Origin of the sequence: Amycolatopsis sp. NPDC057786, from assembly GCF_042797905.1 — a bacterium.
Lineage (GTDB): Bacteria > Actinomycetota > Actinomycetes > Mycobacteriales > Pseudonocardiaceae > Amycolatopsis.
Genome location: NZ_JBHVKW010000041.1, coordinates 19,817 through 41,704 on the forward strand (window position 1 = coordinate 19,817; position 21,888 = coordinate 41,704).

The 21,888-nt window shown below is 69.1% G+C and carries 28 protein-coding genes; 15 read left to right on the top strand and 13 right to left on the bottom strand.

What is annotated here, in order from left to right; all coding sequences use genetic code 11:
• The first annotated feature begins 124 nt into the window (after positions 1–124).
• From ACFVM3_RS21505 to ACFVM3_RS21530, 6 genes are all read left to right on the top strand, one after another.
• Positions 125–937, top strand: a complete 813-nt coding sequence (locus tag ACFVM3_RS21505) for an ABC transporter ATP-binding protein (RefSeq protein WP_378441104.1) — start codon at positions 125–127, stop codon at positions 935–937.
• Positions 938–1,025: 88 nt separating this feature from the next.
• Positions 1,026–1,805 (top strand): enoyl-CoA hydratase/isomerase family protein, encoded by a 780-nt coding sequence (locus ACFVM3_RS21510; protein WP_276363349.1) that lies wholly within the window; start codon positions 1,026–1,028, stop codon positions 1,803–1,805.
• A gap of 5 nt (positions 1,806–1,810) precedes the next feature.
• A complete protein-coding gene (locus ACFVM3_RS21515) occupies positions 1,811–2,773 on the top strand; it encodes a class I SAM-dependent methyltransferase (RefSeq protein WP_037304672.1) in 963 nt (320 codons plus the stop codon).
• Positions 2,774–3,943, top strand: a complete 1,170-nt coding sequence (locus tag ACFVM3_RS21520) for a class I SAM-dependent methyltransferase (RefSeq protein WP_378441106.1) — start codon at positions 2,774–2,776, stop codon at positions 3,941–3,943.
• Positions 3,944–3,953: 10 nt separating this feature from the next.
• Entirely contained in the window at positions 3,954–4,718 is a 765-nt protein-coding gene (locus tag ACFVM3_RS21525) for an HAD family acid phosphatase (RefSeq protein ID WP_378441108.1), read from the top strand.
• Between the two features lie 37 nt (positions 4,719–4,755).
• Positions 4,756–5,130 (top strand): DUF427 domain-containing protein, encoded by a 375-nt coding sequence (locus ACFVM3_RS21530; RefSeq protein WP_378441110.1) that lies wholly within the window; start codon positions 4,756–4,758, stop codon positions 5,128–5,130.
• Between the two features lie 3 nt (positions 5,131–5,133).
• Here ACFVM3_RS21530 and ACFVM3_RS21535 read toward each other — a convergent pair whose 3' ends face one another.
• Positions 5,134–5,853, bottom strand: coding sequence for a hypothetical protein (locus tag ACFVM3_RS21535; protein ID WP_378441112.1), 720 nt, complete (start codon positions 5,851–5,853; stop codon positions 5,134–5,136).
• 67 nt (positions 5,854–5,920) lie between these two features.
• Here ACFVM3_RS21535 and ACFVM3_RS21540 point away from each other — a divergent pair, with 67 nt between their 5' ends.
• Both ACFVM3_RS21540 and ACFVM3_RS21545 read left to right on the top strand, forming a co-directional pair.
• Positions 5,921–6,697 (top strand): helix-turn-helix domain-containing protein, encoded by a 777-nt coding sequence (locus tag ACFVM3_RS21540; protein ID WP_378441114.1) that lies wholly within the window; start codon positions 5,921–5,923, stop codon positions 6,695–6,697.
• 28 nt (positions 6,698–6,725) lie between these two features.
• A complete protein-coding gene (locus ACFVM3_RS21545) occupies positions 6,726–7,151 on the top strand; it encodes an acyl-CoA thioesterase (protein ID WP_378441115.1) in 426 nt (141 codons plus the stop codon).
• Here the strand turns inward: ACFVM3_RS21545 and ACFVM3_RS21550 are convergent.
• On the bottom strand, positions 7,122–7,667 hold the full coding sequence (locus ACFVM3_RS21550; RefSeq protein ID WP_378441117.1) for a GNAT family N-acetyltransferase: 546 nt from the start codon (positions 7,665–7,667) through the stop codon (positions 7,122–7,124). The two genes, ACFVM3_RS21545 and ACFVM3_RS21550, sit on opposite strands and share 30 nt — an antisense overlap.
• A 193-nt stretch (positions 7,668–7,860) precedes the next feature.
• Here ACFVM3_RS21550 and ACFVM3_RS21555 point away from each other — a divergent pair, with 193 nt between their 5' ends.
• A complete protein-coding gene (locus ACFVM3_RS21555; protein WP_378441119.1) occupies positions 7,861–8,331 on the top strand; it encodes a GNAT family N-acetyltransferase in 471 nt (156 codons plus the stop codon).
• 488 nt (positions 8,332–8,819) lie between these two features.
• Here ACFVM3_RS21555 and ACFVM3_RS21560 read toward each other — a convergent pair whose 3' ends face one another.
• Positions 8,820–10,076: a DUF222 domain-containing protein gene (locus tag ACFVM3_RS21560; protein WP_378441121.1), complete on the bottom strand. Its 1,257-nt coding sequence runs from the start codon at positions 10,074–10,076 to the stop codon at positions 8,820–8,822.
• A gap of 423 nt (positions 10,077–10,499) precedes the next feature.
• On the opposite strand from ACFVM3_RS21560, the gene ACFVM3_RS21565 reads away from it, so the two are divergent.
• Together ACFVM3_RS21565 and ACFVM3_RS21570 are read left to right on the top strand one after the other, a co-directional pair.
• Complete coding sequence (locus ACFVM3_RS21565) at positions 10,500–11,351, top strand: nitroreductase/quinone reductase family protein (protein WP_378441123.1); 852 nt, start codon at positions 10,500–10,502, stop codon at positions 11,349–11,351.
• 479 nt (positions 11,352–11,830) lie between these two features.
• Entirely contained in the window at positions 11,831–12,817 is a 987-nt protein-coding gene (locus ACFVM3_RS21570) for an acyl-CoA desaturase (RefSeq protein ID WP_378441125.1), read from the top strand.
• A gap of 5 nt (positions 12,818–12,822) precedes the next feature.
• Here ACFVM3_RS21570 and ACFVM3_RS21575 read toward each other — a convergent pair whose 3' ends face one another.
• From ACFVM3_RS21575 to ACFVM3_RS21595, 5 genes are all read right to left on the bottom strand, one after another.
• A complete protein-coding gene (locus ACFVM3_RS21575) occupies positions 12,823–13,617 on the bottom strand; it encodes an alpha/beta hydrolase (protein WP_378441127.1) in 795 nt (264 codons plus the stop codon).
• A 2-nt stretch (positions 13,618–13,619) separates the two neighbouring features.
• A complete protein-coding gene (locus ACFVM3_RS21580; RefSeq protein WP_378441129.1) occupies positions 13,620–14,558 on the bottom strand; it encodes a sigma-70 family RNA polymerase sigma factor in 939 nt (312 codons plus the stop codon).
• A gap of 5 nt (positions 14,559–14,563) precedes the next feature.
• The gene (locus ACFVM3_RS21585; RefSeq protein WP_378441130.1) at positions 14,564–15,220 is read right to left on the bottom strand and encodes an enoyl-CoA hydratase-related protein; all 657 of its coding nucleotides are present in this window, start codon (positions 15,218–15,220) and stop codon (positions 14,564–14,566) included.
• Between the two features lies 1 nt (position 15,221).
• Positions 15,222–15,830 (bottom strand): TetR/AcrR family transcriptional regulator, encoded by a 609-nt coding sequence (locus ACFVM3_RS21590; RefSeq protein ID WP_378441132.1) that lies wholly within the window; start codon positions 15,828–15,830, stop codon positions 15,222–15,224.
• 61 nt (positions 15,831–15,891) lie between these two features.
• Complete coding sequence (locus tag ACFVM3_RS21595) at positions 15,892–16,689, bottom strand: alpha/beta fold hydrolase (protein WP_378441134.1); 798 nt, start codon at positions 16,687–16,689, stop codon at positions 15,892–15,894.
• 85 nt (positions 16,690–16,774) lie between these two features.
• Between ACFVM3_RS21595 and ACFVM3_RS21600 the strand changes: the two genes are divergently transcribed.
• A complete protein-coding gene (locus tag ACFVM3_RS21600; RefSeq protein WP_378441136.1) occupies positions 16,775–17,122 on the top strand; it encodes a DoxX family protein in 348 nt (115 codons plus the stop codon).
• A gap of 2 nt (positions 17,123–17,124) precedes the next feature.
• Here the strand turns inward: ACFVM3_RS21600 and ACFVM3_RS21605 are convergent, their stop codons facing one another.
• The 3 genes from ACFVM3_RS21605 to ACFVM3_RS21615 are packed head-to-tail and all read right to left on the bottom strand — an operon-like array spanning position 17,125 to position 18,590.
• Complete coding sequence (locus ACFVM3_RS21605; protein ID WP_378441138.1) at positions 17,125–17,466, bottom strand: VOC family protein; 342 nt, start codon at positions 17,464–17,466, stop codon at positions 17,125–17,127.
• 37 nt (positions 17,467–17,503) lie between these two features.
• Entirely contained in the window at positions 17,504–18,160 is a 657-nt protein-coding gene (lexA, locus tag ACFVM3_RS21610) for a transcriptional repressor LexA (protein ID WP_378441140.1), read from the bottom strand.
• Complete coding sequence (locus ACFVM3_RS21615) at positions 18,138–18,590, bottom strand: nuclear transport factor 2 family protein (RefSeq protein ID WP_378441142.1); 453 nt, start codon at positions 18,588–18,590, stop codon at positions 18,138–18,140. The genes lexA and ACFVM3_RS21615 overlap by 23 nt, the downstream gene beginning before the upstream one ends.
• A gap of 128 nt (positions 18,591–18,718) precedes the next feature.
• On the opposite strand from ACFVM3_RS21615, the gene ACFVM3_RS21620 reads away from it, so the two are divergent.
• Complete coding sequence (locus ACFVM3_RS21620; protein ID WP_378441144.1) at positions 18,719–19,153, top strand: hypothetical protein; 435 nt, start codon at positions 18,719–18,721, stop codon at positions 19,151–19,153.
• A gap of 1 nt (position 19,154) precedes the next feature.
• Here the strand turns inward: ACFVM3_RS21620 and ACFVM3_RS21625 are convergent, their stop codons facing one another.
• Positions 19,155–19,604 (bottom strand): MarR family winged helix-turn-helix transcriptional regulator, encoded by a 450-nt coding sequence (locus tag ACFVM3_RS21625; protein ID WP_378441146.1) that lies wholly within the window; start codon positions 19,602–19,604, stop codon positions 19,155–19,157.
• 53 nt (positions 19,605–19,657) lie between these two features.
• Here ACFVM3_RS21625 and ACFVM3_RS21630 point away from each other — a divergent pair, with 53 nt between their 5' ends.
• Entirely contained in the window at positions 19,658–20,029 is a 372-nt protein-coding gene (locus tag ACFVM3_RS21630; protein ID WP_378441148.1) for a VOC family protein, read from the top strand.
• Here ACFVM3_RS21630 and ACFVM3_RS21635 read toward each other — a convergent pair.
• Positions 19,999–20,871: a helix-turn-helix domain-containing protein gene (locus tag ACFVM3_RS21635; RefSeq protein ID WP_378441150.1), complete on the bottom strand. Its 873-nt coding sequence runs from the start codon at positions 20,869–20,871 to the stop codon at positions 19,999–20,001. The genes ACFVM3_RS21630 and ACFVM3_RS21635 overlap by 31 nt on opposite strands.
• Before the next feature lie 102 nt (positions 20,872–20,973).
• Here ACFVM3_RS21635 and ACFVM3_RS21640 point away from each other — a divergent pair, with 102 nt between their 5' ends.
• Complete coding sequence (locus ACFVM3_RS21640) at positions 20,974–21,879, top strand: MBL fold metallo-hydrolase (protein WP_378441152.1); 906 nt, start codon at positions 20,974–20,976, stop codon at positions 21,877–21,879.
• Positions 21,880–21,888: the final 9 nt, after the last annotated feature.

A 21,888-nucleotide genomic window follows, 5' to 3' on the forward strand; every position in this document is an offset into this window, starting at 1 on the left:
ACGCCGCCGATGGTGCCACAGTGTCCTGGCGAGGGCCGCTTCGTCCCACTTCCTGGACCAGCCGCTTTCCCCCCGACCGGCGGCCCGGTGCACACACGCGCGCGAGTGCGGACACAATGGGCGCGTGAGCGAGCCGATCCAGCCCAGCGAACTTGACGACCTCGTGGTGAGGATGACCGGTGTCGGGGTCCGCCGAACAGGCAACGACCTCCTCGCCGACCTCGATTGGACCGTGGAACTGGACGAGCGCTGGGTGGTGCTCGGCCCGAACGGCGCGGGCAAGACCACCCTGCTCCGGCTGGCCGCGGCCGAGCTCCACCCGACCACCGGAACGGTCGACCTGCTCGGCGACCGGATCGGCAAGGTCAACATCTTCGAGCTGCGCCCGCGGATCGGGTTCACCTCGGCCGCGATCGCCCAGCGTGTGCCGGGCGAGGAGCGTGTCGTCGACGTCGTGGTGAGCGCCGGTTACGCCGTCGTCGGCCGTTGGCGTGAGGAGTACGACAGCCTCGACACCGACCGCGCCATGGAGCTCCTGGGCGCCATGGGCATCGCGCACCTGGCCGACCGCACCTTCGGCACGCTGTCGGAGGGCGAGCGCAAGCGGACCCTGATCGCGCGTTCGCTGATGACCGACCCGGAGATGCTGCTGCTCGACGAGCCCGCCGCCGGGCTCGACCTCGGCGGCCGCGAGGACCTCGTCGCCCGCCTTTCGGAGCTGGCCCTCGACCCCGAGGCCCCGGCCATGGTGCTCGTCACCCATCACGTGGAAGAAATCCCGCCGGGGTTCACCCACGCGCTGTTGCTGCGCGACGGCCGCGCGGTCGCCTCCGGTCTCGTGGACGACGTCGTGACCAGCGACAACCTGTCCAAGACGTTCGACCAGGACCTCCTGCTCGAACGGTCCGGTGATCGCTTCTTCGCCCGTCGCCGCTGAGGCCTCTGGGGAGCGACCCCCAGCCCCCCGACGAGGTCGTACTGACCGGTAGCGTGTGATTCTGTCTTGGACGGTTAAGGAGGACGGCGTGGGAGAGTTCGTAAGTCTCGAGGTCGAAGGCGGGGTCGGCACGATCCGGCTGGACCGCCCGCCGGTCAACGCGCTGAACGACCAGGTGCAGGCCGAGCTGGCCGAAGCGGCCCGTGAGGCCTCCGAGCGCGACGACGTACGCGCCGTGATCCTCTACGGCGGCGAGAAGACCTTCGCGGGTGGCGCGGACATCAAGGAGATGGCCGAGCGCACCTACCCGGAGATCGCGAAGTTCGGCGCGGCGCTGACGGCGTCGCTGGCCACCATCGCGAACATCCCGAAGCCGGTCGTCGCGGCCATCACCGGCTACGCGCTGGGCGGCGGGCTCGAACTCGCGCTGACCGCCGACCGCCGGATCGCCGGCGACAACGTCAAGGTCGGCCAGCCGGAGATCCAGCTCGGCGTCATCCCCGGCGCCGGCGGCACGCAGCGCCTGGCGCGGCTCATCGGCCCGAGCAAGACCAAGGACCTCGTGTTCACCGGCCGCTTCGTGAAGGCCGAGGAGGCCCTCGCGCTCGGCATCCTCGACGAGGTCGTGGCGCCGGACGACGTCTACGCCGCCGCGCACAAGTGGGCCTCGCAGTTCGCGAACGGCCCGGCCGTGGCACTGCGCGCCGCGAAGGCCGCCATCGACGGCGGTCTCGACACCGACCTGGCGAGCGGTCTCAAGCTCGAATCCCACCTCTTCGCCGCGCTCTGGGCGACCGAGGACCAGCGCAACGGCATGAAGTCGTTCATCGAAAACGGCCCTGGCAAGGCCACCTTCGAGGGGAAGTAAGCGCGATGACGCAGGTGAACGATCCGGCGCCGAATCCGCACGCCACCGCCGAAGAGGTCAAGGCCGCCTTCGACGATCCCAAGCTCGCCAACGTGCTCTACCACGACTGGGAAGCCGGGACCTACGACGAGAAGTGGTCCATTTCCTACGACGAGCGCTGCATCTCCTACGCGACGGACGTGTTCAACGCCGTCGCCGGTGAAGACGGCCAGCCGTATCCGACCGCGATGGAACTGGGCAGTGGCACCGGTTTCTTCCTGCTGAACCTGATGCAGGGCGGGGTGATCAAGAAGGGTTCGGTCACCGACCTCTCGCCGGGCATGGTCCAGGTCGCGCTCCGCAACGCCGAGAACCTCGGCCTCGACGTCGACGGCCGGGTCGCCGACGCGGAGCGGATTCCTTACGAGGACAACAGTTTCGACCTCGTCGTCGGGCACGCCGTACTGCACCACATCCCGGACGTCCGCGCGGCGTTCGCCGAGGTGCTGCGCGTGCTGAAGCCGGGCGGGCGGTTCGTCTTCGCGGGCGAGCCGACGAAGGTCGGCGACTTCTACGCGCGCAAGCTCGGCCAGATCACGTGGTACCTCACCACCAATCTGACCAAGCTCCCGGTGCTGAACGGCTGGCGCCGTCCGCAGGAGGAACTCGACGAGTCCTCCCGCGCGGCCGCGCTGGAGGCCGTGGTCGACATCCACACCTTCGACCCGTCCGAACTGGAGTCGATGGCCCGCGGCGCGGGCGCGCAGGACGTCCGCGCGGTCACCGAGGAGTTCGCCGCGGCGCTCGCGGGCTGGCCGATCCGGACCTTCGAAGCCGCCGTGCCGCAGGAGAAGCTGACCCTGCGCTGGCGTCTGTTCGCGTACCGGCTGTGGCTGCGGCTGTCCGCTTTGGACAAGAAGCTGCTCGCCAAGGTGCTGCCGCGCGAGCTGTTCTACAACGTGATGATCACCGGTACCAAGCGTCCGTAGGTGTCGTATCGGTTCACGCTCGACGACGTCGCCTTCCTGCGCTCCGGCGCGGGAAGCGCGGCGCTCGCCGAATGCTCGTCCCTCCCGCTGACCGACAAGACCCGTATCGCCGACGTCGCCGCCGTGCGCCGGATCGCCCCGGACCACGCGGCCGCGGTACTGGAAACGGTGGTGCTGCGGCGGAAGTCCTCGTCCAAACTGGACTCCGCGGATTCGTGGCTGTTCACCGGCGACGCCCTCCAGCAGGCCAGCGCCACGCTGGTCGCCCGGCATCGGGCCGCTCGGCTCGCCGGTCGTGACGTCCACGACGTGACGTGTTCCGTCGGCGCGGACCTGGTCGAGATCGCCCGCGTCGCTTCGAAGGCGCTGGGCTCGGACCTGGACGAGGTTCGCCTGGAGATGGCGCGCCACAACGCTTCCGAAGCCGGGGTTTCGCCGGCGTTGCTCAGGGCCGACGCCTTGCGGCCGGTCAGCCGGTCTTCCGTCGTCGTCGCCGACCCCGCCCGCCGCGACTCCGCCGGGCGCAGGGCGTGGAAGCCCGCCGATTTCCTGCCGCCGTTGGACGGACTGGTCGACGCCTATCCGGGACGCGAGCTTTCGGTCAAATGCGCGCCAGGCCTCGATTTCTCCATCGCGCCCTGGGCGGACGAGGTCGAACTGGTCTCTTTGGACGGTCAGGTCCGCGAGGCGTGCCTGTGGCGCGGTGTGGGCTCCACGGTGTCGCGCCGGGCGACGGTGTTGCGTTCGGACGGTACACAGTGGACTGTCACCGACGCCGATCCCGACGAGGTCCCCGCGCGTGAGCCGGGCGAATGGATCGTCGACCCCGACGGCGCCGTCGTCCGGGCCGGGCTCGTGCGGCATTACGCGGCGCGGCACGGTTTGTGGCAGCTCGATGAACGTATCGCGTACCTGACCGGGGACACTCCGCCGCCGGGAATCCGGGCGTTCCGGGTGTTCGAGCACGGACCGTACAGTGAGAAGAATCTTCGTGTACTGCTGAAAAAACACGATATCGGTCGTTTGGAGATCCTTGTCCGAGGTCTCGACATAGACCCGGATGCCTTGCGGCGCAAGCTGAAACCGCGCGGTGGCGAAGAAGCTACTTTGGTACTGACCAGAATCGGTCGTTCTGGAGTAGCGTTCCTTTGCCGCGCACAGCTGACGTGAGGAGCATTCCATGAGCCGGTTCACCGGTCTGCTGAAACTGGCCGCCGCCGCGGCCGCCGGAGCCGTCCTCGCGGGCGGCGCCACCGCCGTCGCGAACACCGGCGACGCCACCGGGCGGCACGGTCACGAGCCCGCCAACATCGGCCAGGTCAAGCTCGACGTGAAGGCCTACTACGGTGATGTCGTCGGCGGCGACGGCAAACACCGGTACTCCGACACCAGCCGGTTCGTATCCGACACCAAGCGCCAGGTCGAGGACGCCAAGCGTTATCTCGCGCGGCGGCTGGATCGCGGCGTGAAGAACCCCCCCGTCGTCTTCGACGTCGACGACACCGCCGAGGTCACCTACGGCTGGGAAGCGGACAACGACTTCGGCTTCGACCCGGTGAAACAGCAGGAAGCGATCGACAAGGGCACGTTCGTCGCGAACAAGCCGGTGCTGGAGCTGGCGAACTGGGCGGCGCAGCGCGGCGTGAAGATCTACTTCCTGACCGGGCGCAACGAATTCCAGGGCCCGCGGTCGCTGAAGAACCTCGCGAGCGAGGGGTATCCGGCGCCGGCGGGGGCGTTCTTCAAACCGAAGACCACCGCGCCGGACTACCTGCCGTGCGGGCTGACCTGCACCACCGGCCAGTACAAATCGGGCACCCGGAAGCATATCGCCTCGACCGGCGCGACCATCCTCGCCAACTTCGGCGACCAATTCAGCGATCTCGAAGGCGGTTACGCCGAGTTCCCGGTCAAACTGCCGAATCCGATGTACTACCTGCCCTGACGGGAATATCCGCGCGGGCGCCGTCGCTGTGCCCGGTATGTCTGACAAGAAGGTGTTGAAGCCCAGCGCGGCTCACCCGATCACGGTGGAGGCGAACAAGGCGCGCGTGGTCGTCACGGTCGGCGGCAAGGTCGTGGCGGACAGCGCGAGCGCGCTCACGCTCCGGGAAGCGAACTACCCGCCCGCCCAGTACATCCCTCGCGCCGACGTCGACTTCGGCCTGCTGGAGCGAACGGACCACTCGACGTACTGCCCGTTCAAGGGCGACGCGTCGTACTACAGCATCCGCACCGCTGACGGCGTCGCCGAGAACGCCGTCTGGACCTACGAGGCACCGCACGACGCGGTCGCCGAGATCAAGGACCACGTGGCGTTCTACCCGACGAAGGTCGACGCGATCGAAGAGCGCTGACCGTCACGGGAGCCGGTTGATCCGGTCCCCGTCGGCCGCGAGCGAGGTGTCGGACTCGATCCGCCAGACCTCCAGCCCCGGCGCCTTGACCAGGGCGTCGACGAGGGCCTCCTCACCCGCGACGAGGGTCGAATCGAAGTCGACTTCGGTGGCGACGCACCACGCGCGGTCGTCCGGCCAGAACAGGTTGGGCGACTGCGCCTCGAACCAGCTCGGCCGGGGCCGCCAGCCGAGTTCCGTCGCGGACGTCAGCGGTCCGCGGAAGAGCAGGTAGTCCCGGCCGGGGTGACGCAGGCGCGGCGCGTCCAGGTGCTCGCGGGACAACGTCGCCTCGTCGGCCCAGCCGTAGCCGTCCCAGAGGCCGAACCAGGCCTCCGTCGCGGACGTGTGGTCGCCGAGCACGGCCAGCAATGCGGTGAGACTGTGCGACGGCAGCGTGCCGCGACCCGGTGGTGAGCCGCGCCAGAGTGAGCCGGTGAGATTCACCGGATCCGGGGAGCCGACCAGCGCGTGCCATTGCATGGCGCCATGGGCACACCGCCCCGTTTCGGCGGCGGCCTCGCTCCAGCTCGCCCAGCCGCCGCGGTCGCGCTCGGCGGGGTGGCAGAGGCGCGCGTAAGCGGCGTAGCCACGCGGAACGGTTCGGCCCGCCGCGCCGAACGTCCCGCCGAGCCTGGGGGAGATCCACTCGGCGGGGGTCGGGTCGAGCACCGGTCGCAACACGGCGGCAAGTCTTCAGCAAGATCAGGTGGAGCGCATCTTGTCGGTGGGCGGGGGCATACTGCCGGACGTGGGTGTTCCGCTGCGTCGCCGCTCCGGCCGTTCGGTGTACCGCGAAAGCACGCCGGTCGCGGCCGTGGCCGGCGTGGTCGAGAGCGCCTGGACGGGTGTGGTGGGCCACCGCCGTCCGCTGCGGGTGTTCCCGGACGGCTGTGTGGATCTCGTCTGGGACGGGACGGTGCTCGCCGTGGTCACCACGGCGCGCGGGGTGCTGCGGCACGAGCTGCCGCCGGCGGAGTGGACCGCCGGGCTGCGCCTGCGGTGCGGTGTCGGCGGCGCGGTGCTGGGCCTGCCGATGACGGAGCTGGGAGCGGGTGCCACTCCGTTGCGCGACCTGTGGGGCGTTGGGGCTCGCCGCACGGAAGCCCGGCTGGCCGAATGCGGAGAGCCTGGTGAGGCGCGAAAGGTGCTGGAAACGCTGGTCGCTGAAAGGCTCCGGGACGTCGAGGTGGCCGGGCTGTCCCTCGCGGCCGCCCGCGCGCTGCGTGTGCCCGGTGCTCGTACCGACCGGGTGGCGGCGGAGCTGGGTGTGAGTGAGCGCGGCCTTCGGCGGCATATGCGGCATGACGTCGGCGTCGGCCCCAAGGAATTGCAGCGGGTACTGCGGTTCCACCGGTTCCTCGAGCGTGTCGAGGTCGTGGCCCGGGACCAGGCGTCGCTCGCCGACGTCGCCGCCGATGTGGGCTACGCGGATCAGTCCCACCTCGGGCGCGAGTGCCGACGGCTGTCGGGCACTTCGCCCGGCGCGCTCGTGCGGTCCTGGACTGGCCGAAACGTTCCAGACTGAGGCGGGCCGCCGGGGCGAAGATCGGGAGGTGCCCGAACCTTTCCGAGTCACCATCGACGTCCGTACCGACGATCTGGACATCAACGGTCACGTCCGTGGCCCGGCCTATCTCGCGTACGCCGATCACGCGCGCTGGGAATGCGTGTGGGCGGCGGGCGTGGACCCGTTGGTGCTCAAGGCCGGGAACCTCGGACCGGTCAACCTCGAAACGACGATCCGCTTCCGCCGCGAACTGCGTGCCCGCGCGCGGGTCTACGTCCTGACCAGGTTCACCTGGGAGCCGGGCAAGGTGTCCAGGGTCGTCCAGGAGTTCGTGACACCGGACGGCGCCGTCGTGGCCGAGGTGGAGAGCCTTTCCGGCCTGCTGGATCTCGAAAGCCGCCGTCTCGTACCGGATCCGGGGCGGCATTGGCGGAAATACGCCTCACGGCCGGAAGTCCTCGGCTTGCCGTGATCCGGCCGCCTTTTCGTAGAGGCTGGTGGGCCATCTCGCCTCGGGCGGGTCGGCCACGTGCTCGAAACCCCTGCGCTCGTAGAGCCCGCGCAAGGCCGGGTTGTCCCGTGTGGTCGCCACGCGGACGAAGGCCTTGCGGTGGACCGCGGCCTTCTCACCGACCCAATCGATGATCCGGTTCCCGAGCCCGGCTCCGGCCGCTTCCCGCGCCACCGCGAGGCGGCCCAGATAGTAGGCAGGTTCTCGCGTTTCGCCCCAGAGTTCGGGATCCGCCTCGGTCACCACACAGGTCGCCATCGGCCTGCCGCGGCCGATGACCAGCAACGCCTCGCCCGCCTGGATCTGTCGGCGCACCGACTCCCGGGGAAAGCGTCGCGGCCACTGGTGGATTCCGCGCCCGGCGAGCCAGGCGGCGGCCTCGGCGAGGAGGTCGAGTACGGCGTCCTCCTCGCCCGGGCGGGCCGGACGGACGGTGAACTCCGGAGTGAGCGGCTCGGGGCCGGTGAGGATCGGCATGGCTCGATGATGCCCGCGCGGTGGTTGGATGTCCGGCGTGGTCGACGAGATCCTGGTGCGGAAGCTGATTGCGACACAGTTCCCTCGATGGGCCGGGCCGGCGGTGGAGCGGTGGCCGTCCGGCGGCACGTGATCCGGGCGGTGCTGGACGAAGTGCGGTAAATCGCTTGATCCACCGGTTTACGGTTCGTCCATGACGAGCACGCTCCGGCTGGCCGAGGTCACCGCCGCCAACTTCGACGCCGCGATCGACCTGAAGGTCCATCCGGAGCAAAGCCATTTGGTCGCGCCGGTGGTGAAGTCTCTCGCCGAGGCCTACGTGCGTCCCGACGTCGCTTGGCCTCGCCTCATTCTCGACGGTGACCGGCTGGTCGGTTTCCTCATGGCCTTCCTGGACATCGACTTCGCCGGCGACGGCACGGGTACGGACATCCGCTCGGGCCTCTGGCGGCTCAACATCGCGGCAGGCGAGCAGGGCCGGGGCTACGGCCGGTTCGCGGTCGACGCCGTGGCCGCCGAGATCCGCCGCCGGGGCGGCGACCGTCTCACCGCTTCCTGGCACCCAGGCGACGATGGTCCCGAGCGGTTCTACCTGAAGCTCGGGTTCCGCTTGACCGGGGAGATAAGTGGGGACCAGGTGGTCGGGGAGTTGGCGTTGGGCTAGGGGTTCCTCCGGACTTCGTGGCTCGTTCGGGCTGGGGTGAAGGGGACTTTCCTCGCATCGGATGTGGGGAAGGGGCCCTTCACGCCGGGATTCTGGTCGGTGAGCGAGCGGGTCATGTTGCGAAAGCCACTTTCGCAACCTTCAACGTTGCGAAAGTGGCTTTCGCAACGTGGTGGTGGCGAGGGGGTTCGATCCGAGCGGCGACTGGGGCTGTCGAGGGTGGGCAAGGTGCGAATGAGCCCGTGCCTCGGAAGTCTTTTGAGCTGGCCTCAGTGCTATCCGGCGCGCGGCGTGCTTATAGACCGCCATGCTCTCATGTCCACACTGGACACTTTGGCCGTCGGATTCCCGGTTGGTGTCGTTAGGCACGGCTTCTGCCCGAGGTCGTGAGCGGCAAAGAGCGTTAGAACGATCTCTGTCACTCGCGACCCCTTGCGAGGTGCCGAAATTGAGTACCTTGCCTGGAAAGGTGTCGCACAGGGTTCGGCCTATGTCCTGAGGTGCATGGTGTTCCGTCTTGGTGTGCCGGCAGGGTCGAGGTAGGCGGGTGGGGTGAATTCGGGGAGTCCGTCTTGGGCGATCTGGACTGTCCATTCGCTGTGGTGGATCAACCGGTGGTGCTTGGTGCACAGGAGCACGAGGTTGTCGATTTTCGTTTCTCCGTGGTGTCGCCAGAAAACGATGTGGTGGGCGGTACAGCGCGGGACCGGCATGTCACAGCCGGGGAACGCGCAGCCGCCATCGCGCAGGGTGAGCGCGTACTTCTGAGCCAGGGAGACGGTCCGTTTCGACCGGCCGATGTCCAAGGGTTCGCCTGCGGTGCCGAGAACGCCCGGTCGGACGCGGGCATCACAGGCCAGGATCCGGGCATCGGTGGCGCTGATCGGCCCCACGAGGTCCAGGTGCGCCTCACCGAGGTCCCGCATCAGATCTTCGTAGGACATGGTGACCAGGATGTGCGTCGCCTCACCCGCCTGACCGGGAAGGTTGCGGCTGGTGGTCTTCAACCGCACATAGTCGGTGAAGGCGTCTCCGTAGCGTTCGTCCTGGGTACGGGAGTCCCGGACCCCGTCGACGGCCTTGTGGGGTTTGGCCATGGAGTCGAGATCGGACTTCAGGCGGGCATAGGTCTCCAGGTCGAGTCTGCCCTTCAGGCCCAGCGTGCCGTCGCGGTGTTTGACGAATCGCAACTCCGGCCGGGTGTCTTTCGGGGCGTCGTTGCGGGGCTCTTTCCCGTCCGGGTCGAGCTTGTCCAGCAGACGGCGTCCGGCGCGGGCGATCTGCCGCGGCCCGGCGTGACGGGCGAGGTCGACCAGGATTTTCTCCCCGGCCCGTACCTTCTCCTCCGGCACGCTGGACGGGATACGCGCCAGGGTCCGGATGATGGCGTCGATCTGGGAGCCGCCGATCGCGCCTTCGGCGGCGGCGTCGGCGGTCAACGGCGCCAGCGGTGGTTCGGGGTCCCCGCCGATGGACGGGCCGGGATGCAGTGCCAGGACCCGGTCGGCCCGGTCACTGGCTTCCTTATCGGTCACGAGGAAGTCCTCGAATATCAACGCTGCCAACGTCGAATGACCCGAACATCCACGGACCCCGCGGGAATTGATTTCCGCCAGGATCGCGTTCTGCTCCGCATCCGCCCGACGCTTAAGAACTTCGAGTTCCTGTTTGCGGGCATGCAACGTCGCGGTATCGACGCGCCACCACTCGGTGGACGTCCCCGGAGCTGCATCGTCGCTGGCCACCACCCCAAGCTACTCGGAATCGAACGCTTGCGCTAGCCCAAACGGCCCAACGCAGAAAATTGCCGGAAAACGGCATCCGCGAAGGAGATTTAAGCGCGCGAAGCGCATTAAGGGCGCGAAGGGGCTTAGGTAGCGAAGCGTCTTTCGATAGAGCGAAAGTAGCCGCATGAGGCAAGGCAGGTGCGCATCGGCCCGGTCCCGTGCTAACGTCGTTCGCGAGCCCCGTATGGGCCTACGCATGGAGGTAGCGGCTACTCGGCCACCAGAGATCGGCACACACCGTCTCTCGTAATCAGTCATCCCCACGTCGTGGGACGACGCCTCCATGTGGTGCGCCCGAAAGCGGGCGCGTTCAGGCTCGTGTGCGCTCTTCCGGTGGCGGTTCCGCGCCTCCTGTCGACACATCGACGGGAAAGGACCGCATTGACCGGCTTCAACGACCAGGTGATCGAGGAATTCAGGCGGAGCAAGGGAAAGCTCGGCGGTATGTTCGAAGGGGGGAAGCTGATCCTGCTCACCACCACCGGCGCCAAGACCGGTGAGCGGCGGACGAATCCACTGGGGTATCTCGAAATCGACGGCAAGACCGTCGTCGTCGCTTCGAACATGGGGGCGCCGGCGCATCCGGACTGGTACCACAACATCCGGCGTGACCACCGGGTCACGATCGAGACGGGGACCGAGACCTACGAAGCGATCGCGGCCTTGCCGCCCGCGGCGGAACGGGACGCGTTGTTCGCGAAGATCGTCGCCGTGGAGCCGGGTTTCGCCGAGTACCAGGCGAAAACGACGCGCGTGCTGCCGGTCGTGCTCCTGTACCGCGTCGACGACCGGGTGCGGGGGTTGGGGGACTTCCTGGCGGAGGTCCACGACTGGCTGCGGGAGGAGCTCAAAACGCTGCGTGCCGGGATGGACGACATCGTGGCCGGGCGTGCGGACACGCTTCTCATGGAGAAATCCCTGCGGGCGCACTGTGTTTCGTTCTGTGATGCGTTGACCAAACATCATGCCGGCGAGGACATGGGAGCGTTTCCCCTGCTGGCACAACGGTTCCCGGCGCTCGCGCCGGTGTTGACCAAGCTCGGGGAGGACCATGTCGTCGTCGCGGGCCTGCAGAAACGTATCCGGGAGCTCGTCGAGGGGTACGTCCACGGCGAGAGTGATCCCGTTCGCCTGCGCGACGAGTTCGACGCGCTCGCAGGGACGCTCGAAGCGCATTTCGCTCACGAAGAGCGAACGGTCGTGGCGGCGCTCAACGTGACGGCACCCGGCTGATCGATGCGGACGCCCTGGGGTTCCGGCCCCGGGGCGTGTATCGTGGGGGATGGCGGCGCCTTCACAGTGCGACGCCGATCCGGCACGAGACGGGTGGAATTCGCCCCCGGCCTCGCCGAAGACCGCGAACCCGCGGTCCCTTTGAAAGGGTTTCACAGTCAAAACTCACAGCACCGACAGTGCGCTGTTCAGCCACCCGCTCGACACCCAGGTCGAGCGTCACGATCCCGCGACCCCTCAAGGTGAGCGATACATGGATCTTTTTCGCGAACCCTCTTACCCCACACCGGAACCTTCGGCCGACCCCGTTCGTTGACCGGGTAGACCAACGTTTTGGGTGTCGTGTTGTCCAAGCACGCTCGCGCAGAATTCGTCGCGGGCGTCGCCTTCTGTGCGTCGCGCCGTGACATCGGCTGCCGACACAGCCGGTACCAGGCTGGCAAGAGGCACAGTCTGGCCATCGACAAAGAAGCGACGATATGACTTCAGTTCTAAACAACCCGGACAGCGCAGAGCGGCAGGCGCCACAGCCCCTGTTGTCCGGGGAGCAGACCAACACCGAAAACTTTCTCGTCAAGCTGTTCGCGGTGGTGCCGCTGCTGGCGCTCGCCGCCTCCGTCCCCTTCGCGTGGGGCTGGGGCCTCGGCTGGGTGGACCTCGGCCTCGCCGCAGGGTTCTACTTCCTCACCGGCCTCGGCGTGACCATCGGTTTCCACCGCTACTTCACCCACGGCGCCTTCAAGGCCAACCGCGGCCTGCGGATCGCCCTCGCGGTCGCCGGCAGTATGGCCATGCAGGGCCCGGTCATCGGCTGGGTCGCCGACCACCGGCGCCACCACGCCTTCGCCGACCGCGAGGGCGACCCCCACTCCCCGTGGCGGTTCGGCACCACCCCGGCGGCGCTCGCCCGCGGCTTCTGGCATGCCCATATGGGCTGGCTGTTCGACCGCGAGAAGACCAACGCGCAGCGGTTCGCCCCGGATCTGCTCGCCGACCGTGACATCGCCCGGATCGATCGGCTGTTCCCGCTGCTCACCGTCGTGACGCTGCTCGCGCCCGCCGTCCTCGGCGGCGTGATCACGATGTCGTGGTGGGGCGCGGTCACCGCGTTCTTCTGGGCGAGCCTGGTCCGCGTGGCGCTGCTGCACCACGTCACCTGGTCGGTGAACTCGCTCTGTCACATGATCGGCGACCGCCCGTTCGCCGCCCGCGACAAATCCGCGAACTTCTGGCCGCTCGCGATCGCCTCGATGGGCGAGTCCTGGCACAACTCCCACCACGCCGACCCCACCGGCGCCCGCCACGGCGTCCGCCGTGGCCAGCTCGACATCTCGGCGCGGCTGATCTGGCTGTTCGAGAAGGCGGGCTGGGCGACGGACGTCCGCTGGCCCACGGCCGATCGTCTCGGCCGCAAGCTCAACCCCGGCCACTCCCTGTCACTGGGCCGGAGCGCGAGCCGGGGCTGAGCCCGTCAGCGAACCGCGCCCGCGATGGCGCCGATCAGTTCCGGTCCGTCGGACAACGCCGGATCGTTGTGATCGGCGCCGGGCACCTCGATCGTCTCGGCACCGGCCGCCCGCGCCACGGCGCGGCTCTGCTCGGCCGGGACGATCGAGTCCGCGGCGCCGTACACGACGGTCACCGGTGCCTTCACCCGCGCGACGTTGTCCCTCGTCGGGAACTCGTCCCGCAGAAGCCACCGGACCGGCAGGAACGGATAGTGCCGCTGCCCGACCGACGCGAGGTCGACGAACGGCGAACGCAACACGAGTGCGGACGGCGGCCGCTCGACGGCCAGTTCGGTGACGACCGCGGAGCCGAGGCTCTCGCCGAAGTAGATCAGCGGAGTTCCGGCCTCGCGGACCAGGAATTCCTGCGCGGCGCGGACGTCCAGCGCGAGGCTGTCCTCGGACGGCTCCCCCGGATTGCCGCCGTACCCGCGATAATCCAGAAGCAGCACCGAGAGCCCGCGCGCGGTCAGCGCGCGGGCCATCGGCACGCGGTATGACCGGTTCCCGGCATTGCCCGGCGCGACCAGCACGGCCGCCTTCGCACCGGAGACCGGGAAGTACCAGCTCGCCAGGCGCAGCCCGTCCGCGGTGGTGAGCGTGACGTCCCGGCCGCCGGGCAGGACGTCGGCGGCACCGGCGAGCGGACCTGCCTCCGGGAGGTAGATCAGCTTGCGCTGGAAGGCGAACGCGCCACCGAAGACCACACCGACGAGGGTGACGGCCACCGCCAGCGCGATCAACACCTTCTTGCGCATGCTCAGGCCTTCTCCGTTGGAAGCCCGAATCGCGCGAACAGATCCACGTCGAGGAACGAGGTGATCTCGCGGATGCGATCTTCGCGCAGGGAAAGCACGTTGAGGGACCAGGCGCGATGGACGGCGTCCGTCGATTCGCCCAGGTAGCAGGCGACGGCGGGCTGCCCGTTGGCGGTGAGGACCTCGGTGCGCCAGCTCGGGCACCGGCCCAGCGGGACCGCGACGGCGAAGCCGGTCACGGCCTCGATGCCGCTGTACCAGCGCCTGAGCGGGGGCATGGACCAGGTGACGTCCTTGGTCAGCAACGCCACGAGCGCGTCGGCGTCGCCACGTTCCAGCGCGGAGGCGAAGTCCGCGGCGATCTCGCGTGTCCGGCCGTCTTCGAGCTTCTCTGCCGCCGGAACTTTCTCCGCCACGATCGCCCGCGCGCGTTGCAGCGCGCTGTTCACCGCCGCGACCGAAGTGTCCATTGTGGACGCGATTTCGGCGGCGGAGAAACCGAGGACGTCGAAGAGCACCAGTGCTGCCCGCTGGTTGCCCGGCAGATGCTGCATCGCGGCGACGAAGGCCAGCTCGATGGCCTCGCGCCGCTCGTATCGGGCGTCCGGGGCATCGGGGTACGGGCCGAGCCACGCCACTTCGGTCGCGGGGGCGTCTTCGAGCACGCCTCGTTCGCTCGACGGGCCCAGGTCCATCGGCAACGCCCGCTTGCCGCGAGCGGCCGCGATGTCCAGGCAGGTGCGGGTGACGATGGTGTAGAGCCAGGTGCGCATCGAGCTGCGGCCCTCGAACCGGTCCATCCCCCGCCAGGCCCGCAGGAGCGCGTCCTGCAGGGCGTCGTCGGCGTCGTGGGCCGAGCCGAGCAGGCGGTAGCAGTGGGCGTGAAGCTCGCGGCGCAGCGGCTCGACCAGGCGATCGAACGTCGCGTCGTCGGTGCGCACGACGGCTACTTGGCGCGAAGCGCGGTGACGGCCGGGGTGAACATCGTCGTCTTGATCGCGGACAGCGTGCCGCGATCCTTGCCCGCCAGCGGGCGGACGAGGTCGGTCGCGTACTCCAGCAGCGCGGGCTTCTCGGCGACGGCGTCGACGAGCCCCAGGTCGCGCGCGTCCGTCCCACCGAACCGGCGTCCCGTGGTCATCGACGCGATCGCGGCGGCGGGGGTGAGCTTGCCCTGGATCAGCGCCGCCATCCCCGGCGTGAACGGGATGTTGATATCCGCTTCGGGGAAGCAGAAGTACCCGCGGTCGGCGCGCATCACCCGGAAGTCGTGCGCCATCGCCAGCATCGCCCCGGCGCCGAACGCGTGCCCGTTGATCGCGGCGACCGTGTGCACGCCGAGGGTGAGCACACGGGCCAGCAGTTCGTGAACGTCCGCGACGTATTGCGCGGCCTTGGCGGGGTTGCTGGTGAGCCATTCGAGGTCGAGGCCGTTCGAGTAGAACTTCCCGGAGCCGACGGTGACCAGCACGGCCGGGTCCGGATAGGCGACGACGGTGTCCAGCTGGGAATGGACGGTTTCCAGCCAGGATGGCGAGAAGCGGTTCTCGTCGTCTCCGAGGTCCAGCAGGAACACCGGGGCGTCTTGGCGCAGCGTGGGCATGTCAGTCCTTTCGTGGGGGTGGGAGCAGGAGTATGGCGCGGACCGCGGTGGCGAGCCGGGTGCGGGAGTCTTCGGAGATCGGCTCACCCGCGGCGAACGCGCGGCGGAACAGGGCTGTCGGCAAGTCGACCACGCAGGTGGTCAGCACCTCGACGGCCTGCGCGTCCCGCCGGTCCCAGAGCCGGAGAGCGAGCCGGATCAGGAACGCGATCAGGCGTTTGTCGAGTGCCAGGAGTTCGGCGGCGAGGGCTTCGGGCACCTGCGGGCCGAGTACGTCTTCCTTCTTGACGGTGATGAGCAGGCGGGCCGCCTCCGGCCTCCGGTCGGCGAACGCGGCCGGTGTGCCCGCCGCGGCCGTGACCGCCTCGACCGGGTCATCCGCCTGATCCGCCAGCTCGGTCTGGAGGTCGAGGAACTCGCCCGCCGCGCGAAGCCAGACGCGGGCCAGTAAAGCGCCGAGTGAGCCGAAGGCGTGGTAGATCGTGCCGTTGGACACGCCCGCGGCGGCCGCGAGGGACCGGACGGTGACGCCGTGAGCGCCTGTCTCGACGACGAGGCGTTCGGCGGCGTCGAGCAGCCGGTCCAGGTCGTGCACGCGGGGACGGGGCATGGGGCGACAGTAACAGAGCACTTGCTCTAAAACAATAAGAGAGCGATTGCTCCAAAATGGGTCAGGCGAAGAAGTCCGCCAGCACCTTCGCGAACACCTTCGGATCGGCGACGTGGCTCTGCCCCGCCACGATCTGCCGGGTCGCGTCCGGGAGCGCGGCGGAGATGGCGTCCGCGGCCTCGTCGAAGAAGCCTGGCCGCAGGCCGCCCATCTGCGGATCCGGAACGCCTCCGGTGGTCACCAGCACCGGTCGCGTGATCGCGCCGAGCCGGACGACCGGCGGCCTCCCGTCACCGAGACAGGCCGCGTCGTAAGCGAGGGTGGGCGCGAGACGCAGGAGTGCGGGCCAGAAACCGGAATCCCGCGCGCCGGCGATGTCGTCCTCGGAGGAACCCGCCAGCCGCATGAACAGGGCGAGCGCGTCGGCGCGACGGTTCTCGGCGAGCGCGGCGGTCAACCCGCCGACGTACTCCGACCAGTGGACGACGGCGGTCTCGTCGCTCATGTACGGCACTTCGTAGACGGCGACCTTGTCGATCGGCAGCCCCGCCGCGGCCGCCTCTAGGACGAGCGCGCCGCCGGACGACGCCCCGAACACCGACGCGGAGCCGCCGGCGGCCGTGATGAGGGCGTCGAGGTCTTCGATCTCACGGTGCACCGAGTACGGCGGGGTGTCGCCGCTTTCGCCTCGTCCTCGCCTCGCGTAGTTGAGCACGGTGAACCGCCCGGCCAGTTCCGGGACGAGCGGAGCGTTCTCGGAGCCGTCGTCGAGACCGCCACCGACCAGGATTACGGCGGGCCCGGAGCCGTCCTGTTCGTAGGCGATCGGCGTGCCGTCGCGGGATGTGACGTGGGTCATGGCTACCTCCGCCGCCAGGTTGTCACATCGGGCGCGTGGCGGGGGTCAACCCGGCGAACCACCGAGAACCCGAGGAGAAACCGAAATGACCACCGCCTATGTCATCGTCACCGTCGTCGGAGCGTTCATGGCCGCGTTCTCGGCCGCCTCGATCTTCTTTCGTGCCAAGTGGGTCGTGCAGCCGCTGGCCGACTACGCCGTCCCCCATGGTTGGTGGACGCCGCTCGGCGTCGCCAAGGCGGCGGGCGCGCTCGGCCTGATCGCCGGCCTGTGGGTGCCCGCGGTCGGCGTCGCGGCCGGGATCGGCCTGGTGCTCTACTTCACCGGCGCCGTGATCACCGTGCTCCGCGCGCACTGGCCGTCGCACGTCGCGTTCCCGCTGATGTACATGGCGCCCGTCGCCGCCTCCTTGGTGCTCGGCTTCGCCGCTTGAGGTCAGGAATCCGGGGTCCACACCGCGAGTTCGGCGCCGCCGGGCTCGCGGAAGTGGAACCGGCGCCCGCCGGGGAACGAGAACGGCTCGGCCGTGACGACCCCGCCCGCGGCCTCGACGGAAACCCTCGCCCGTTCGAGGTCGTCGGTGCGGATCGTCACCAGCGGCGCGGCCGTCCGCCGCGCGGTGTCCTGCTGGAAGCCGAACGAGACCACGCCGCCGCCCTGGACGTCGGTGTACGTCGGGCCGTACGACGCCGACGTCCACCCGAAGGCCGTTTCGAAGAACTCGCCCGAGTCCGCCGCCGAACTCGACGGGAACTCGACGAAGTCGATTTCGTACATGGGCCGGAAGCTACTCTGGACCACCGACAGAAAAGTGTCAGACGCTGCGCAGGACCGAGACGACGACGCCGAGCACGCTCGCGCGGTCCCCGTCGATGACGTCGTAGGCGGGGTTGCGCGGTTCGAGGTACACGTGGCCGTCGCGGCGGCGGTAGACCTTGACCGTCGCCTCCTCGTCGATCATCGCGGCGACGATCTGGCCGGAGTGCGCCTCCTGCTGCTGCTTCACCACGACGATGTCGCCGTCGCAGATCGCCGCGTCGATCATCGAGTCACCGCGCACCCGCAGCCCGAAGACGTTGCCGCGGCCGGTGAGTTCACGCGGAAGGGTCATCACGTCGTCGACGTGCTCGACGGCCGAGATCGGCGTTCCCGCGGCGATGTCACCGACGACGGGCACCGGCACGGAGTCCTCTGTGGACGCTTTCGACGTGGCGCCGTGCAGGAACGCGCGGACGTCGATGGGGCGGGAGATCGAGCTGCTGCGGCGGAGGAAGCCCTTTTCCTCCAAGGCCGCGAGGTGCTTCGACACCGAGGACGTCGAGCGGAGCCCGACCGCTTCACCGATCTCCCGCGTGCTCGGCGAGTATCCGTACTCCATCACCCATTCGCGGATGGTCAGCAGGATCTTCTGTTGCCGTTCCGGCAGGGAAGCGGCTTCCTCGAACAGCTCAAGATCTTGGTAGGCGGTCATCAGCGGAATGGTAGTTCGTGCAGGCCGCCGCGATCGCCGCGGTGTCCCAGTAGAACGGCCGCACCTCGGTGATGCGCCCGTCCTCGACGGTGATCGTCTGCAGGATCGGGAAATCCAGCTCCCGGCCGGTGGCCTTGGCTCGGGCGTGCACGTGGGTCAGGACGACCAGCGGGCTGCTCTCGCTCAGGAAGCTCTGCTCCACCATGTCGAAGACGTCCCAGGTGTCGCTCATCGCGGCGAAGAACCGCTCCATGCCCTCGTGACCGCGCCAGATTCCGCCGTAGGGCAGGGAATCCGCCTGGTGCAGCACCACGGCGGAGGAGAAGAACGGGGCGAGCGGCGCGAAGGTGGCGCCGCCCGCGGCGAGGTACTCGGCTTCCGCCGCGTACATGCCCTTGAGGACGGAAAGGGTGTCTGTTGTCGTTGTCACGACGATCACTGTGGCGCGCGGCGTCGCCGATCGCTGGCGGTTTTCCGCCGTGGAGATCGGCCGGATGGCGGCGCGGGCGGGCCGAAAGTCCGATCCCGTGGACGGTTCCGCGAGGTTGACTCGATCGTATGAACACGAAGATCACCGCGGCGGTCCTCGCCGCCGCGACGGCCATGGTCACCCTGTCCGGTTGCGGTCTCAAGGAAGGGCTGACCGAAAAGGCGAACGGGCACGTCAAGACGGTCGGCTACGCGACCGGCGCGGAGGGCAAGCGGGACGCGGACGCCCGTCTGCCGGAGTGGGTGCCGGACGGGGCGATGTCGATCACGGAGGTCATCCGGACCACGGGTTCGGAGCGGCTCCTGAAATTCACCGGCGGGACGCTGCCCGCCGTCTGCGTGCCGGGGGCCGCCGCGACACGGCCGGCCACGCTCTCCGCCCAGTGGTGGCCGCAGGGGCAGGAGAGCCGGACCGACAAGGTCTGCGGTGAATGGCATGTGCTGGTCCAGGGCGCCGACGTGTACGCGTTCAAGCCGGAAACGCTGGTGAGCAAGAGGTCCTGAGTCATTCGCCGGACGCGAGCGCGTCGGCGCAGGCGGCGAGGTCGCGCAGCAGCCGGTCCCGCTCGTCCGCCGAAAACGGCGTGAGCATCCGGTCCTGGACCGCGCGCACGACACCACTGGCGGCGCGGAGCCGTTCGCGCCCGGCGGGGGTGAGCGTGCTGGGCAGGGCCCGGCCCTGAGGTGCCGTCGCCGGGCGGGTGATGAGGTCGCGGTCCTGCAATCCGCGCAGGACCAGGTTCATCGACTGCCGCGTGACGAACACGGCCCTGGCCAGTTCCGCGTTGGACAGCCCCGGCCGCTGTGACAGCACTTCGAGACAGGAGTACTGCGGCACGGTCAGGTCGAGAGGGCGCAACGCGGTGTCCATCGCCGTCCGGAGCGCCGTCGCCGCTCGTTTCAGCATGTACCCCACCGCTTGGTCCAGTGGCCCGACCTGCTCGCCTTGACTCATGTCAGCATCATGACATACGTTCCTTATGTCAACACCCTGACATGGAGGACGACATGACCGTGACCGGACCCGATTTCTTCTCACTGCAGGTGCGCGACCTCGACCGTGCCGCCGCGTTCTACGAAACCCATCTCGGGCTGAGCAGGCTGCCCGTCGCACCGCCGCACGCGGTGGTGTTCGGCACGAAGACGATCCCGTTCGCGGTGCGGGAACCCGTGCCGGGCACGGATCTCGACGCCATCTCCCCGCGGCCGGGATCAGGGGTGGCGATATGGCTGCACGCCGACGACGCGCAGGGACTGCACGACCGGCTGGCCGACGCCGGCGTCACCATCCTCACGGAGCCGTTCGACGGGCCCTTCGGCCGCACCTTCGCCTTCGCGGACCCGGACGGCTACGCGATCACCGTGCACGACAAGGCCTGAGCCGCCTGCCGCAGCAGCGCGAGGGCCTGCGCGTCGGACGAGCCGGCGGGGGTCGTGCACACGATCAGCAGCTGATCCGGTGAACGGGCGATCGACAGGGTCTGCTGGGTCACCGTGACCGAACCGACGATCGGATGCCGCAGTTCGTAGCTCTCGGCGTCACAGGGCCGCACGCGATGGTCGCCCCAGAGCGCGACGAACTCGGGGCTCTTCATCGTCAGCTCGCCGATCAGTTCCGCGAGCAGCGGGTCTTCGGGATGCTTGCCGACGGCGATCCGCAGGTTGCCGACCACCGCGCGGATCTTCCGCTTCCAGTCGGCGTACAGGTCCCGGCAGTGCGGGTCCAGGAACACCATCCGGCTCATGTTCGGCCGTCGCGCCGGGTCGTCCGGCGCGTGGAAGTCCAGATGCCCGCCCAGCAGGGCGTGGCCGAGGGCGTTCCACGCCAGGACGTCCGAGCGGCGGCCGAGCACCAAGGCGGGAGCGTCGACGGTGCCCAGGAGATCCCGTGTCTCGTCGTGGAGTTTCTCGGGCCGGGGACGGCGTGCCCGCGGGGTCCGGCGGGCGGCGGTGGCGAGCCTCTCGAGGTGTTCGCGTTCGTGGCCGTCGAGCCGGAGCGCGCGGGCGATGGCGTCGAGCACCTCGGCCGAGGCGCCGCGTGACATGCCCTGCTCCAGCCGCGCGTAGTAGGAGACGCTGACTCCCGCGAGCTGGGCCAGTTCCTCACGCCGCAGCCCCGCCACCCGGCGGCGCGCCCCGAAGTCGCGCAGGCCGACGTCTTCCGGGCGCAGCTGAGCCCGTCTCGCCTGCAGGAAGTCGCCGAGCGGGCCAGGTCCGTCCATGAACCCGAGTATCCGTGGCGTGGCCACCGTCAGCCACACCCTCCCGGTGGGAGGAAAAGCGGGGCGTGGCCCGGGCGCCCACCGGCCTCCAGGCTCGGTGACATGGACGAGATCACCATCGGAGATGTCACGGTCACCCGGGTCAAGGAATTCTACGGTTCGCTCGGCATGACGCCTGCCGAGTTCATGCCGGACAGCCCCGGCGGCGCGTGGGACGAACACCGCGACTGGCTGGCGCCCGACTTCTGGAACCCCGAGACGAACGAGTGCCGCACGGCGCTGCAGTCCTGGCTGATCCGCAGCGAAGGACGCACGATCCTCGTCGACACCGGGGTCGGCAACCACAAGGACCGGCCCTACGCGGCGGTGTGGAACCGCCTCGACACCGCCTACCTCGACAACCTCGCGGCCGCCGGGGTGCGGCCGGAGGACGTCGACGTCGTGATCAACACGCATCTGCACATCGACCACGTCGGCTGGAACACACGGCTCGACGGCCGCACCTGGGTGCCGACCTTCCCGAACGCCGAGTATCTGATGCCGCGGCCCGACTTCGACTTCTGGAATCCGGCCGAAGCGCACGATTCCGTGCTGGGACGCGGAAATCAGAACGTCTTCGAGGACAGTGTCGCGCCGGTGCACGAGGCGGGGCTGACCCGGCTGTGGGACGGCACGCATCGCATCGACCGGAATCTGCGGCTGGACCTCGCGCCCGGCCACACCCCCGGCTCGTCCGTGCTCACCCTGGAATCGGGTGGGGAGCGGGCGTTGTTCGTGGGCGACCTCGTGCACACCGCGCTGCAGATCGTGGAGCCGGACACCAATTCGCCCTATTGCGAAGACCCGGCCGGATCCCGTGCCACCCGGCACAAACTGCTCGGCCAGGCCGCCGACGACAACGCTCTCGTCTTCCCCGCGCATTTCGGTGCTCAGGGCGCTCTGCGGGTCGAGCGCCGAGGATCGAAGTTCGCGATCGCGCGGTGGGCCGGGTTCTCCGCCCTCTCCTGAGGAGTCTTT